This is a genomic window from Terriglobales bacterium, from assembly GCA_035651655.1.
Classification (GTDB): Bacteria; Acidobacteriota; Terriglobia; order Terriglobales; family Acidobacteriaceae; genus DASRFG01.
Genome location: DASRFG010000032.1, coordinates 48,099 through 62,270, shown reverse-complemented (window position 1 = coordinate 62,270; position 14,172 = coordinate 48,099). Strand labels below are relative to the sequence as shown.

Annotated in this window: 11 protein-coding genes; 5 read left to right on the top strand and 6 right to left on the bottom strand. The window is 57.3% G+C overall.

All coding sequences use genetic code 11. The features are described 5' to 3' along the window. The 3 genes from VFA76_15975 to VFA76_15965 all read left to right on the top strand — a co-directional run. Window positions 1-672 (top strand): MOSC domain-containing protein (locus VFA76_15975; GenBank protein ID HZR33344.1); only part of this gene is annotated, 672 nt, incomplete at its 5' end. Between the two features lie 158 nt (window positions 673-830). Beyond that, window positions 831-1,208 carry a hypothetical protein gene (locus tag VFA76_15970; protein ID HZR33343.1) on the top strand — a complete coding sequence of 126 codons (378 nt, stop codon included), beginning with the start codon at window positions 831-833 and terminating at the stop codon, window positions 1,206-1,208. 100 nt (window positions 1,209-1,308) lie between these two features. Further along, the gene (locus tag VFA76_15965; protein HZR33342.1) at window positions 1,309-1,980 is read left to right on the top strand and encodes a hypothetical protein; all 672 of its coding nucleotides are present in this window, start codon (window positions 1,309-1,311) and stop codon (window positions 1,978-1,980) included. Between the two features lie 612 nt (window positions 1,981-2,592). On the opposite strand, the gene VFA76_15960 is transcribed toward VFA76_15965, so the two are convergent. The 4 genes from VFA76_15960 to VFA76_15945 form a co-directional block, all read right to left on the bottom strand. Further along, window positions 2,593-5,106, bottom strand: coding sequence for a PAS domain S-box protein (locus tag VFA76_15960; protein ID HZR33341.1), 2,514 nt, complete (start codon window positions 5,104-5,106; stop codon window positions 2,593-2,595). A 95-nt stretch (window positions 5,107-5,201) separates the two neighbouring features. Further along, the gene (locus tag VFA76_15955) at window positions 5,202-5,567 is read right to left on the bottom strand and encodes a PilZ domain-containing protein (GenBank protein ID HZR33340.1); all 366 of its coding nucleotides are present in this window, start codon (window positions 5,565-5,567) and stop codon (window positions 5,202-5,204) included. Between the two features lie 126 nt (window positions 5,568-5,693). Continuing rightward, window positions 5,694-6,161, bottom strand: coding sequence for a hypothetical protein (locus tag VFA76_15950; protein HZR33339.1), 468 nt, complete (start codon window positions 6,159-6,161; stop codon window positions 5,694-5,696). A gap of 262 nt (window positions 6,162-6,423) precedes the next feature. Next, complete coding sequence (locus VFA76_15945; protein HZR33338.1) at window positions 6,424-7,668, bottom strand: hypothetical protein; 1,245 nt, start codon at window positions 7,666-7,668, stop codon at window positions 6,424-6,426. Between the two features lie 210 nt (window positions 7,669-7,878). Between VFA76_15945 and VFA76_15940 the strand changes: the two genes are divergently transcribed. After that, a complete protein-coding gene (locus VFA76_15940) occupies window positions 7,879-9,267 on the top strand; it encodes a Gfo/Idh/MocA family oxidoreductase (protein ID HZR33337.1) in 1,389 nt (462 codons plus the stop codon). A gap of 94 nt (window positions 9,268-9,361) precedes the next feature. Then, on the top strand, window positions 9,362-10,081 hold the full coding sequence (locus VFA76_15935; GenBank protein HZR33336.1) for a hypothetical protein: 720 nt from the start codon (window positions 9,362-9,364) through the stop codon (window positions 10,079-10,081). 14 nt (window positions 10,082-10,095) lie between these two features. Here the strand turns inward: VFA76_15935 and VFA76_15930 are convergent, their stop codons facing one another. Beyond that, the gene (locus VFA76_15930; GenBank protein HZR33335.1) at window positions 10,096-12,609 is read right to left on the bottom strand and encodes a PAS domain S-box protein; all 2,514 of its coding nucleotides are present in this window, start codon (window positions 12,607-12,609) and stop codon (window positions 10,096-10,098) included. A gap of 139 nt (window positions 12,610-12,748) precedes the next feature. Beyond that, window positions 12,749-14,077, bottom strand: a complete 1,329-nt coding sequence (locus VFA76_15925; protein ID HZR33334.1) for an amidohydrolase family protein — start codon at window positions 14,075-14,077, stop codon at window positions 12,749-12,751. Between the last annotated feature and the right edge of the window lie 95 nt (window positions 14,078-14,172).

Below are 14,172 nucleotides of genomic sequence, written 5' to 3'. Positions count from 1 at the left end.
TTTCATAGTTCGGCGGCCTCTAAAGGATTCCCCTATCTCACAGGGCGTGAGCAGGAAGCAATGCTGTTATATCGCCCCAGATATCGGCATCCCGAACGCACCACCAAGCCCGGCAACCTCGCGGAGGCTGAAGCCATAGGTTCTGGCCTTACTCCGCTCTACGCGGATCTTGCCGATTTCATGCTGGACGTCGAGACACCGAACGGAGAGCGGCTCGGCATTGATGATCCGCGGCTGATGAGCATGCTGCGCGAGGGCATTCGCGACCGGCATGAGCTGACCCTGCTTCGCTCCCATCGAGCGATGACGGATTGCCGTCCGGTCTCGATCTTTTCACTGCAAACCGTGCGCCAGCTGAGCAAAGAGTTTGGCATCGATTTGGACAAGCGGCGATTCCGCGCGAATCTTTATGTAGATCTCGAATCCGTAAATGCTTTCGCCGAAGAGCAGTTCGTGGGCCGGACTTTACGGGTAGGTGCAAGAACGGAGATCGCAGTGGTTGAACGAGACTCTCGCTGCAAGATGATCACGCTCGATCCCGACAGTGCAGATCCGAACCCCGAGGTGATGCGGCGGTTGGCTCGCGATCATGAAGGCAAGGCCGGGATCTACGCCGTTGTCCTGGTCGAGGGGACTATCCGGCCGGGTGACGAAATCGCTCTATTGGATTGAGGTAAATCACAGCTCCACTACGCTAGAGAATAGCGCTGTTATCCCGCGACCGCCGACCACTTCTGCCTAGAACCTCCGTAACTATGCCCTCGTGACCTGTTCAAAGGTAAGCTGGTTCCGGACGGCACTACATTGCACTCGACATGGGAGACCCACAAATGGCCAGAAACTGGCTCGTAGTATTCGCGCTGGTTGGAGCGCTCGGACTGTTCACACCAGCAGCCACGGCGCAGGGCAGAGGAGAGGGGCACGGCAGAGGGCATCACGGGGATGATGACGATCAGGGCTGGAACCGCGAAGGCAGATATGAAACTCGTGCCTACCGTGACCGCGATGATCGTCCCCCTGGATGGAGTAAGGGCAGGAAAACCGGATGGAGAAACTGCGGCCTTCCTCCCGGGCACGCAAAAAAGCATGGATGCCGCACCTACGTTCACGAAGGTCGGCGGCACTATTACTACGAGGACGATGACGGCCGTATCATTGTTCGCCGGCCAGTGGTCCAGATTCATGGCAGCGTGGACGTTGTGCGTTAATCTCCCCCGCACCCAGCGGCTTTGAAAAGCTCCTTAGACAGAGTACACTTGGGCTCCATACCCGGCTCTGCGGTCAGGAATTTGCTCCCAGCCGCCATTCGTGAAAAGAAACCATTTGAACTGCCGTGGCTTTTTCTCCGCAGCACTCTCGGTGCTGTTCCTTGCTCTGGTAACATCGGCCCAAACCGTTGTCCCGGAATCGCCCAGCAGTCTGTCCCCGCAACCGCTCTCCGCCCATCAGAAGTTTGACGTTTTTCTGCGGTATAGCTACGCGCCAACGAATTTCCTTGCTGCCGCAGCCTCGGCGGGGATTTCGCAGGCTGCCGGCAGCACCTCGGGTTACGGACAAGGCGCCAGCGGTTACGGCAAACGATTCGGCGCCGAGCTCGCGGGCAGCGAGACCGGCCTGTTCTTCAGCAATTTTCTTTTACCGACGATCTTGCACCAGGACCCGCGCTATTTTCGCCGTGGCACTGGCGGTTTTTTCAACCGTGTCTGGTATGCGGGAACGCGCGCGCTGGTCACCCGCCGTGATGACGGTTCCCCGGCGCTGAATACCTCTGTCCTGATGGGCACCGGAATCTCTGCCGGTCTTACTAATTTGTATTACCCCGATGCCGATCGCGGAGCCATTCAAACCCTTGGCCGCTACGGCGCGCAACTCGGCGGTGTCGCCAGTTTCAATGTTCTCCGCGAATTTTGGGGCGATGTCCGCGGCAAGGTGCCTCGCCGCCATCATCGCCAGCCGGCATCCTCAGACGCCACTCAGTAACCTAGCCCCGGGGAATTTGTGTTGCTTCTAACTTTGCAGATGTATTTTGCGCCCGGACCTTACGAGGTAACTTCAAGCCCACTCTTTCCCAGGCACTCCAGGCAAACCAAACGCCGCTCCGTTGACCTGTATGTCTTAAACAATTAGGATATATCTCTTAATATATTCAGACATCCGGCGTTTCCAGAGAAGAGGGCAAGTTGCTCTTTGCTGCGCTTGCGATTTGGGGACTCGTCCAGGTTGCACCACCCCCTAAGAAGTGCTACTGCATGCCCAACGGCAAGATCCTGTGCATTTCAGGCCGGAAGCTGGACCTCTATGGAAACAAGAACAAAAAATCCTTACCTCCTGCTAGGAACAAGCAATCCAGGCATCTACAGACGCACACGAACTCTCCGGATGGGAAACCGTGCATTTATGACAAGAGCCTGTGGAAGACGAGGCACAGAGCGCATTAGGAACACCGAGGCGGAGCAGTCCCGAAAAGGGGGGCAGGCGTTAGCGGATATTGCAGCATTGAATAAGAGTCGTATGCCGGTTGTCGAGTTGGGCGTCGCTTTGATGCCTCCCGACAATTTTCGAACAGAATAATGCAGTAGGAGATTTTCGAGGTTACTGGTCCAATACCTCTCTCACCTTGAGCGCCAGCGCGTCTAGAGTGAACGGTTTCGGCAGGAACGCTGTTCCAGCATCGAGCACGCCGTGTTGCACGATGGCGTCTTCCGTATAACCCGAAAGATAGAGTACCTTCATCTGAGGGCGTAGTTCCGCGAAGCGTTTGGCCAGGTCGCGCCCGCTCATTCCCGGCATCACCACGTCCGTGATCATTAAATCAATCTTTTGTCCCCGGGCTGCTATCTGCAACGCCTGGTCCCCATGGGTGGCCACCAGCAACTTAAAGCCGCGCGCCTCCAGCGCTTCCTGTACCAACTCACGCACCGACTCTTCATCTTCCACCAGCAACACCGTTTCAGTACCTCCGCATGCGCTGTGCAATGTCTTCTCCGGTCCGTTCTCTATTGCTTCATTGTCTATGCGGGGCAGATACACTTTGAACGTCGTTCCCCGGCCGATCTCGCTATAGGCAAAGACGTACCCGCCGCTCTGCTTCACAATCCCGTACACCGTCGAAAGCCCCAACCCGGTGCCCTTGCCCTTTTCCTTGGTGGTAAAGAAAGGCTCAAAGATGCGCGACTGGGTTTCCGCATCCATGCCGCAGCCGGTATCGCTTACCGCCAGCATGACGTAGCTTCCTGCTTGCACGTGTGCATGCGCCCGCCGGTATGCCTGATCAAGCTCCACGTTGCAAGTCTCGATGATCAACTTGCCGCCACTCGGCATGGCATCACGCGCATTGACGGCGAGATTCATGATTACCTGCTCGATCTGCCCTGGATCAGCTTTGGTCCTCCCCAGGTTGCGCTCCAATCGCACCGTCAAATCTATGTCCTCGCCGATCAGCGGCCGCAGGAGCTTGCTGATGTCGCTCACCACGGTGTTCAGGTCAATCACTTTCAGCTCGAGAAGCTGTTTGCGTCCGAACGCTAGGAGCTGTCTGGTCAGGCCCGCTGCACGCTCGGTGGCTTTCTGAATTGCCTCCGCCTTTTTGCGCCGCGGATCGCTCTCGCCCAATTGATTCAGCAACACCTCGGTATAGCCGCTGATCACCATCAGCAGGTTGTTGAAGTCGTGCGCCACTCCTCCTGCCAGGCGGCCCACGGCCTCCATCTTTTGGGCCTGCCGAAACTGATCTTCCAGCATACGTTGGTCGGTCACGTCTTCAGCAATCATCTCCAGCAGTTCCGCGCCGTTTTCCTGTGTGACCGCCTGCCCGCTCAGCCGAACTCTGATCGCGCTGCCATCTTTCCTCTTCCACTTCACTTCGACACTATCAATGCGTCGAGTGCGCAGGTGTTCCCGTTCGAGCCGCTCTCGCTCTTCACTGCTGAAATAGACGTCTTCCCTCGGATCGAGCGCCAGCACTTGTTCAGCAGAGTCGTAGCCCAGCATCGCCACCAGCGCTGGGTTCACATCCAGAAAGCGACCATCGAGCGTGGACCGGTAGATGCCATACACTGCGCTCTGTACCAGCGAACGATAGCGAGCTTCGGAGAGTCGTAGCGCCTGTTCGTGACGTTTATGGTCAATTGCGCTCGCCACGTGCTGCGAAACGAAGGTCAGAATTTCTTTTTCGTGCTCCCGGTAGCGGATACCTCCGCTATAGCTCTGCACCACCAATACGCCAAATGTGGCATTGCCCGTCTTTAAGGGTGCGCCCAGCCAGTCAACCGAGGGGGCGCCGATGGATTCCACCTTGCCCAGACGAACCAGCTCCTCAAACACGTCCGGTGTGGCCAGGAGGGGCTCTCCGGTACGCAGAACGTATTCCGTCAATCCCTTTCCCAGTGGCTTGGCTTGTGGAGGCGAATCCTCTTCGTCCACGAAATAGGGGAAATTGAGTAGTTTGGCCGTGGAATCGTAGAGAGCGATATAGAAATTTTGCGCATACATCAACTCGCCGACAATTCCATGAATTGAGGCATAGAATTCCTGCAGGTCTTCTGCTGAATTGGTCTTCTCGGCTATGCGGTAGAGCGCTGACTGGAGCGCTTCAGCCCGCTTGTTCTCTGTAATATCCCGAAAAATACCGTAGATTGCGATCTGACCGCCACCCACGCTCACCGGCATTCCAAGAATTGATACATCCACCAGGCTGCCGTCCTTGCGCCGGCGTTTGCTATCGAGGGAGACCTTCTGTCCCTTGGTGATGGCCCCAAAAATAAAGTTGGTTTCACGCGTGCGATCCGGTGGAACGATCAGGTCATGCAGCTTTTTGCCCCTGACTTCTTCTTGTGTATAGCCAAAAAGCCGTGTGAACTCTGGATTGATGTGGGAAACGGTATTGTCCATCTTCAGGATGGCAATAGCTTCCGGGGAACTTTCAAACAGTTGTTCCAGGTAGGCCTTCTGGATCTGCAGGTCCTGAGACTGATGCGCTTCTCCGGCGTGCGGAATGCCCGGGTAGGAAAGGCCGGCGGCCGTGGCGCCATTCTCGTCCAGAGCAGCCTTGCCGTTTTTCCGGACACTTCTAGTTTGTTTGGTGGTGTGGGTGACCTTCTCACCCATGAGTGCCCTCCGCGGGCCAGATCCCGCAGTAATGTTAGGGCCTCAGGCACTTAGTCAAAAGTTACGGTCGTAATTGAAGGATTCTGAGGTGGCGCTCAGATATCGCCGGGCAGCAGATGGAGGGCGCGCTGGATCTTCTCCCGCTGGCCATCTTTAAGGGTAAGGAACTCAAAACCGTGCCGAAACCCGCTGCGATATCTCACCACGGCGCGCAACTTCATAGGCTCGGTGCTTACCGGAAGGGTGAATTCCATGGATACCACTTCTCCCGGCACCAGATCGCCGGTTAATGTGGCGCTCATACCATCTTCGCCGATCTCATTGGAGCGCCCCCAAACCGTGGTGTTGTTGCCATCGCGAAATGCCACAACGAGGATGCGCATATCCACCGCGCAACGCGGGTAGCGGCGCTCATTCCTATGAGACTTGTCTGCCCCTGAACCTGACGCAGCTTCCTTCATACTGACTCCTGGCTGCGGCAGCCACTACTTCCGCCGGCGTCTCGATACGCTGGCTACGAAGAATCTGGCACCGCCATACTGTCGCCCGCCTTTGACCGCTCCGCGTTTGCGCAGGTGGCATGAAAATCAATTGCCGTGGAGCACGTATCCCGGTTCAAGCGGCAGCTTTCCGCCAACCTTGATCACGTTCACTCCACCCGTAATGGAGTACACATCTACCAGGCCCACCGCTCCGGGCATGGTCTCGACTTTCTTTACCACCGCCTCGTCCGAGGTCACGACCACAACCGCTGGCCGATCGGTGCGACCATGATTGGCGGTAGCAAGCAGTTGATTCACTTCTTCCGAAGTCATGCCGTAGGCCTTTTGCAGCACGATCTTCATGTCGCTGGATGCGGGGTTGCGCATGACTAAAGTCACGAACTTACCGTCTGGCCACCGCGAAGTCTGTCCCTTACAGATCTTCACCAGTTCAGCGAATGGAACGCCGCGGACACTATTTTCTTTATTGGAAATGAGCGCGATGTCCTTGGCCGCGCTTTGCGCGCAGCACAAGGCCAACACTGCCGCATAGAATGCAGGCCGAAAGCGCATGATTTCTCCGGAGGATTGGAGCGAATTATATTCTCCCCCAAGAGCACTTCAACTTCCAAAGGTCGTGCGCCTTCCGGAAACTCATCAGCTACTAACGGATGGGATTACCTCCCTAACTTGAACGTTAAGAAGGAACTTGCGAAATAGCATTGAAGGCCGGTCCGGCAGCCTTTTATTCGGGGCGGCCCCGAAAGCTGTGTTGCAGTACAGGGTTGATCCATAGGCTAGGAACAAGCCCCAAAACGAGGGACTCTTGCCGCCCCTAATCGGCTCCCAGCCCAGACACTACTTCTACGGGTACAGGCGGACGGACTTCCCGGTTTAAATGCAGCTGCACCAGCTCCGGATAGGCGTGCATGCCATGTTCCGCCACGTCCAGCCCGTGAAGCTCTTCTTCGTCGCTGACCCGCAATCCCGTAATCGCGTCCACGACTTTGAATAGAATGACCGAGGCGACCAGCCCGTAAGCCAGCGCAGTCACTGTTCCAACAACCTGCACCCAGACATGGACCGTGTATCCGTGGAATCCATGGGGAATCATCGGCGCCCACAGGCCTGCGGCCAGTCCGCCCAGCAAACCCGGAGTGGCGTGTACCGGGCCGACGCCGCATGGATCATCCAACTTCAGCTTGCGTTCAATCCAGCGCGCGGTGAATGGAATCTGCGCCCCTGCCGCCAGGCCGATAACGATTGCAAATAGCGGGTGTACCAGGTGCGCGCCCGAACAGATCGCCACCGCTCCCGCCAATCCGCCGTTCGGAGTAATGATGGGGTCAGGCTTGTGCTGTGCCCAGGTGGCTGCCATGGATCCCATAATTCCGCCGGCAATTGCCGCCAAGGTATTGATCGCCACCAGCGGCAGGTCCGCGGCAATATTTCCATACGACGGTACCGAGCCCAGATTGAAGCCAAACCAGCAGAACATCAGCAGCAGCGCACCCAGGCCCATCATGGGCACATCGTGCGCCTGGCCGCTCAATTTGCGACGGCCGAGATAATGCGCTCCCATTAATCCGACGACACCGCCAACCGCATGAACGCCCAGTGACCCGGCGTAGTCCTGCACTCCCAGCCGCGCCAGAGGACCATTCCATAGAATGTAGGCGAAAACTGGGTACACAACTCCGACATAAAGTCCGGCGAACAGCAGGTACGCGGAAAACTTCATGCGCCCGGAGAAACATCCGCTGGGAATCGCGCACGAGACCAGCGCGAACATCAGCGAAACGAAGAAGGTGATCGAATGTCCCCCATCATTGATGAACTGCCACGGCAGGCGCCATCCATTCGGCATCGCGGCCAGCGGCCAGCCGTATTGCTTGATGGCGAAGCCACCCACCAGGAACACAATGATTCCCAGGCCGAGGTGCCCCGTCATCTTCATCATGACGTTGCTCACGTCGTGCGAGCGCACCTGTCCGCCCTCCAGCAGGAAAAAGCCCGCCTGCATGAGGAATATCAAACTGCCCATGGACAGCAGCCATAACCAATAGACGTTCGTTTCCACACTACCCCCCAATTGTTGCGAAGCAGCAGCTATGTTCTTACGTGGATTTGTTGGACAACGGAAATTCAAAATTTTTATCGCGAAGATAAGGAAAACCACAGGCAAACTTTTGCACTTCGCGCACAGTTTGTAAGTCACAGTTACAGAAGGAGATCGGCCTCCGAGAGTGACGTCCGGCGTTATAATCCGGTGCAATATTGCAGGTGCACCATGAAAAATCAACCTCTCACGACCCCAGCAGATTCTCCGCAGCAGGCCTCAATCTTCGACCGCCGCACCTTTTTGAAGGCCGGAGGCGCCGCCCTCGCAGGGTCCGCATTGTCCCTGCCCGCCAGCTCTTACACACGTATCCTCGGCGCAAATGATCGGATTCGGCTCGGGCAGCTGGGGTGCGGCGATCGCAGCGGCGGTCACGTACACATGGTCCACGTTGCCTCGCGGCGCGTACCGGTCGAAACGGTTGCGGTTTGTGATCTTTGGAGTTTTGCGCGTGAGCGCCGCGCCTTGGATGTGCACAAAAGATTTGGTCGCGCTCCTGGCTCTTACAAGCATTACGAGGAGATGCTCCGGCAACCGGATATTGACGGGGTGATGATCGCCACCGGCGATTTCCAGCATGCCAAGCTTTGTGCCGACGTGGTCCAGGCTGGGAAGGATTGCTACGTTGAGAAACCCTTCGCCAACGACCTGCAGGAAGCAAAGGACGCCCGCAGCGTCATCAAGTCATCCCGACAGATTGTTCAAATGGGGACGCAGCACCGTAGCGAGCCTTATCCCATCGCGGTGCGAGACATTTTGCGCACCGGCCGCATCGGGAGAATCGTCAAAATCGAGCAGGAATGGGCGGTGAACATGGAACGTTGGCGCGGCCGCCCGGAAGTAAAACAGCTGCGCGAGCAGGATACAGACTGGAACCGGTGGCTCCTCGGTCGTCCGTGGCAGCCCTTCGATCCGCAGGTTTATTTGGAGTTTCGCCTGTACAAGAGATTTTCATCCGGCATTTTTGATCAATGGATGAGCCACGCCGTGGATCTCGTCCACCTCTGGACCGGCGCTACCTACCCCGAGAGCGTGGTCTCAAATGGCGGCGTGTTCGTGTGGAAAGACGGGCGCGAGAATGCCGACACCATTACTGCGGCATTTAACTATCCGCAAGGATTCCTGTATTCGTATTCCACTCACTTCGGCAACAGCTATCGCCCCTTCACCCGCATATTGGGCACCGAAGGCACGATCATGAACTATGGCGGTGAAGGCTCATCGCTTTTCGCGGTCACGCGCGAGGGTGGGCGTCACGAAGATGGCCCAGTCACTTACAAAGCTGCGTGGGACATGGGCCCCGCAGCCGACCACGCGGAAATGGTGAAGGTTCCAGGCGTGCCGGCCAATTCCGACGGCCCAGACGATGACGATACTCATCATCTCGAAAACTGGCTGCAGGCAATGCGCGACCGCAAGCAGCCGAATGCCACGGTTGACGATGGCTTCTCCCACTCCATTGCCTGCATGATGGCCAACCAGGCCTACTGGAGCGGCAAGCGCATCTACTGGGACGCGCAAAAAGAAGAAATGACGGAAGCGCTGCCGACAGCTGCGTAGCCGGCACACGACGTTACGGGCACATGATGAGTTACCAAAGAATCTGTCCAACCGTGAGTCGCCGACTTGCGTATCCAGAGTACAATTTCAGAATATGAACAACTCACTCCGGTGGGTGTCGCTTCTGCTTGCGCTGGTCTGTTTTGCCGCACTTGCTCTTGCACAGGCACCTGTGGACTTGGCCGACGAGCCATATCACAGCTTGCTCATCCAGAACGATTACCTGCGCGCGTTCCGTGTTGAAATCCCGCATCTCAAGAGCACGCTCCTGCACAAGCATAGCCACGATTACGTGGTCATCACTCTGGTGGACAGCAACATCAAACAAGCCAGGGCGGGGGAAGCTCCCATCACCTATCCTCGATACGCGGGTGATATCCGTTATATCCATGGCGGTATTGCACACACCATGATCAACGATGAAGCCATGACTTACCGGAATATTACTGTTGAAATCGCCAAACCCGACAATTCGCTTTACGACAGCTTCCGCACTCAGGACTCTTTTCGTGACGTTCTCAGTCCTGGCGTGGACCCCCATGCCAAATATGCTGTCACTCTCGACAAGACCGGCGTAAAGATCTGGAACGTGCAGTTGTTGCCCGGAGACTCACAGGTGAGGTCTCAACACCCTAGTCCCGGAGAACTGATTGTTGCTCTAAACGATGTGGACCTTAAGCAGGATGGTCCGAATGGAAGCGAAACTCTTCGGCTCGGTCAGGGAGAGGTTAAGTGGTTGGCAGGCGGCGCTCCTTACGCGTTTACCAATACCGGCAAAGATCCCGCCCAATTCGTAATCTTTGAAATGAAGTAGAAGTGGCAGCCCGCTTACGCCGCTCCTGCCTGCCGTACGGGTTGCGCCTCGAGCGGCAGGAATACGGAAAAACAAGTGCCGCTGCGGCCGGGACGTACGCAACTCCTCACCCGGATAAATCCTTCGTGCTTCCGCACTATGCCGCTGATGACCCACAGACCCAGTCCGGTGCCTTTCTCGCCCTTGGTGGTAAAGAACGGATCAAAGATCTTCTTCAAGTTTTCCGGTGTGATCCCGCGCCCTGAATCCGCTAACACCACGCGTACGCCCCTGCGCTCGGGACGGGCCCAATCACGCGATTCGAATATATGCACTTTGAGGCTTCCAAACTGGTCCACGGCGTCAAGCGAGTTCAAGATAAGGTTGGAGAACACCTGCCGCATTTCACCGGGGAAAGCCATGACCGTCCCCTGAGAGCGATATCGCTTTTCCAAACGAATCTGTTTGGTGTCGATGCGACGCTCGTAAATCGAAATTACATCCTCAACGACGCGCGACAACTCCACATTGGTCGGAGAAGAAGCCTCGCGGTAGAAGCCCAGCGTCTGCTTGGTGATGTGCACCACCCTCTGTAACTCCTGTTGCGCAAGTCCCAGGTAACGCCGCCCCGCGCGGTCCAGATTGGGATGATTCTCCAGCAGATAAAGCACGTTGGTGATGGACTCCAACGGGTTGTTGATTTCATGGGCGATCATGGCGGCCAGGCGTCCGGTTGCCGCCAGCTTCTCTGTTTCTCGAAGCGCCCGTTCTGATTGCTGCTTCTGCCCCACATCGCGCAAGATCAACGAGTAGAGCTTGTGGCCGTCGCTCTCCGTCTGGGAAATAGTTCCTTCGATCGGAAACTCTTCGCCGTTGGCCCGCAACCCCATCAGCTCCCCGCGGGAATACATGGAACGGCTGGAGCCACCGTTGTCCGCTAACTCCCGGATGTGTCTGCGATGCACCTCGCGGAAGCGCGCCGGGACAAAGCGCTCGAAGGAAAGTCCGAGCGCCTGGCTGGCAGGAATCTGGAACATCCTCTCCGCCGCCTGGTTGAAAACTGTGATTTTTTGCTGAGCGTCTATGGTGGTGATGGCGTCCATGGCCGAGCCGATAATTCCGGTCAGCCGAGCAGCTGTCGTTCGCAAGGTCTCCTCTGCTTGCTTCAACTCGCTCACGTCGTAGTAGGTGGTCACGGCCGCGATGATCCGGCCTTCCGAGTCGCGCACTGGCGCCGCGCTGGCTCGCAGTTTTCCTCTCTGGCCGTCGCGGCGCAGGAAATCCATTGCCTCGCCTGTGACCACTTCTCCATCACGCAAAGCGCGGACCAGCGGCCAACGTTCCCACGGCTGATCAGGAAAGAGTTCGGCGAATTGCGCGTAATCTTCGAGGCAGCAGATCGGCCCAGCATTGCCGTGCTGGGCGATTTCCTTCATTTGTTTATTGCTCAGCAGGATTCTTCCCGACGGAGCCTCGGCTATCAGCACCCCTGCCGGCATCTGGTTCAGCACCGCTTCCAATAACGCGCGTGATTGTTCGCTAAGGCGGGAGGCTTCTTGGGTTTCCCTATGCAGTCGCGCAGTGTCCGCGGCTTGCGCGCAGCGGCCGGCCAGATCCTCAGCCAACGCCAACTCAGTCTCGGTGTATTTGTGTCCAGATTCGGCAGAAATAAAGCTGAGCGCCCCCAGCGTACGGCCTTGGGCGACCAGCGGCACGCAGATGTACGATTTGAAACCCAACTCGTGCAGCATCAGCAGGTGTTGAGTGTCATGTGCCGCTTGCCTCAGGGTGTCTTCCGAGATTTCGCTCACCAACTCGGATTTTCCGGTGCGTACCACGTTGTGAGGGCCAGAAGTGGAGGAGGAGTCAGGCGGATAGCGATGCCGCATTTCACGAGCAAGGTCAAGTTTCCAGGGATCGAAGTGCGCCATCTCCAGGGTGCGCAAATCTCCCTGCTCGTCCACCAGGTCAACAACGCACCAATCGGCAATTTTAGGCACTGCCAGGCGCGCTACTTCAGCCAACGTGCTCTCATGGTCCAGGGAGGATGCCAATATCCGGCTGGCCTCAGCCAGGAAAGCTGCCCGCTGCTCCGCCCGCTCGGCCGCCAGGCGCGCCGCCTGTTCGCGTCTCAGCAACTCTGCCCGCTGCCCTTCGGCTTCCTGTCGCCGGCCAATTTGCGAGCGCAGCACTGCTGGCCAGCACATCAGCAGCTCAACCAATACGAATATTCCGAAACGGATCCAGTTCTCCCATCCGCTAATAGCCCATGACCAAGCCGGCGGCAGCATGAAATAACCCGTCGCCAGGGCGCCAAAGGCAACGGCGAGCAGGCCGGGCACCAGTCCGCCATACCATGCGCTGAGCATCACCGCCACATAGAGGAGTCCGAAACCCGGATCAACACCCAAGCGGGAAAGTTCGAGATTGAGCGCCATGGCCGCGGCGATACTCAGCAACGCAACGCCAAAGCGAGCAGGCCAGGGACGCTCAGGCGCGTCGCGGAAGATGCTCCAGAATGATCGGCGATTGTTTACGGAGGCCTGCATGTTCTCTGGTTTGATGCTGAAAGGCCGTACTGGCGTACGGCCTATTGATTCTAAAATCCAAAAGACTAACAGTTTGTGCGATTTTGGGCAAAAGTGCAGCTTATGTTGTGCCTGCGCAACTCGCGGAGAATGCGATGATTTAAGGTAGCCCGTACAACTTTGCCGCGTTGCCGATCAGTACCATGCGAGCGAGTTCCAGCGCGCGCTTCCGGGTAATCTCCCCATCATTCATCATTCCGGTCAGCGCCAAGGCCAAGGCCTCGCGACCGCTGCTGGCCACCACGTAACCGATCGAATCCCAGTCGTACTCTGGTGTACTCCCGGGAAACAGGTCTGTCCCAAATATCACCTTTTCCGGGTACCACTCCAGCCAGTCCCGGACTACCCCGCTGAGGGCCCGGGTGGAGATCATCCAATCCTGCTCGGAAAAGTCGGCGTATACGTTGGGATGGCTCAACTCGAACGCTGTTACCTTGGTAAAAGGGCCAGATCCGCCGTGGATGAGTACAAAGTTGGTCTTCCGCAGCGAGGCGTCATTGAGCACCGTGTCCAGCAATCCGGGATTGGCCCCACTCACTTCAAAGTAGCCTCCGCACCCGGCGCCGGTATGGATGTGCACCGCCAGCCCCAACCTGCCGGCCTCACCCGCAATCTCCCGAAACAACGCGTTCTGCACTTTTAGGTAATCGGCTTTGCCGGGCACGCCCCCACGCGCATGTTGTGCATAGATCCGCGCCGCTTCTTCCCGCTCGGGATCGCCAAAATTCAGGGTCCGTAAGTATGCTGCTTCAAACTTCACCGCCACCGCTCCCGCCTTCTTCTGCCGCTCGAGCGTCGGCTTGATGATGCTGGTCACGTACTCGTCCAAAGTTGCCGGCAGCAGGTCCACTCCCGATTCGCTCATATAACGCTTTAGGAGCATCTCCTCCCGCCCATAAAAGAACTTCCGATCGGGGGTGTCATTTGCCACCGACTGGTTATTCAGCGGCAGCATCAGCGCGTCGTCGAACGGCACCCACATGAATCTCGGCGGCTTCAGCCCTGGTCCCATCCCCACCCGGTTCGCCATCATATACTCGATGCCCAACTTGTCCAGCACCCAGGTGGGAAAGTTCTCACCTTGCTCGCGCCGCACCTTGGAAATCGTCTCCCGGAGTTCGGCCAGGTGCTGTGGGCTTTTATCGTTGTAGCGGTAGCCGTAAAGTGCCTTCCAAGCCTGCAAGAACCGAGGATTGTCCGGCCGCGCGATCCATGGGTCGTCCACCGGCTCCAAAAAACCGCCACAGGGCAGCGCGTCGTACTCGTCGTCCTTCTCCCCTGGCCGCACCACCTTGGGCACATGAGTGTGATTGTCCAATGCCTTGATGCTGTTGATCGCCTGCATGATCTGCGGATCGGGCGCCGTCTGCCCCAGAAGCGAGATGCTGCAGGTCCAAATCGCTGCCAATATCACCACTGACTTTGTCATGCTCTTTCCTCGCATGCTGATTCCAACGCGACAGAGTACAACATTCGCTCACCTACCTTGGGCAAATCATCGACGGTGGCGCGATGGTTAACTTG

Coding starts and splice junctions, on each gene's coding strand:
- VFA76_15970 (HZR33343.1), top strand. CDS start 831: ATGGCCAGAAACTGGCTCGTAGTATTCGCGCTGGTTGGAGCGCTCGGA.
- VFA76_15960 (HZR33341.1), bottom strand. CDS start 5,106: ATGGGTGAGAAGGTCACCCACACCACCAAACAAACTAGAAGTGTCCGG.
- VFA76_15955 (HZR33340.1), bottom strand. CDS start 5,567: ATGAAGGAAGCTGCGTCAGGTTCAGGGGCAGACAAGTCTCATAGGAAT.
- VFA76_15950 (HZR33339.1), bottom strand. CDS start 6,161: ATGCGCTTTCGGCCTGCATTCTATGCGGCAGTGTTGGCCTTGTGCTGC.
- VFA76_15940 (HZR33337.1), top strand. CDS start 7,879: ATGAAAAATCAACCTCTCACGACCCCAGCAGATTCTCCGCAGCAGGCC.
- VFA76_15935 (HZR33336.1), top strand. CDS start 9,362: ATGAACAACTCACTCCGGTGGGTGTCGCTTCTGCTTGCGCTGGTCTGT.
- VFA76_15930 (HZR33335.1), bottom strand. CDS start 12,609: ATGCAGGCCTCCGTAAACAATCGCCGATCATTCTGGAGCATCTTCCGC.
- VFA76_15925 (HZR33334.1), bottom strand. CDS start 14,077: ATGACAAAGTCAGTGGTGATATTGGCAGCGATTTGGACCTGCAGCATC.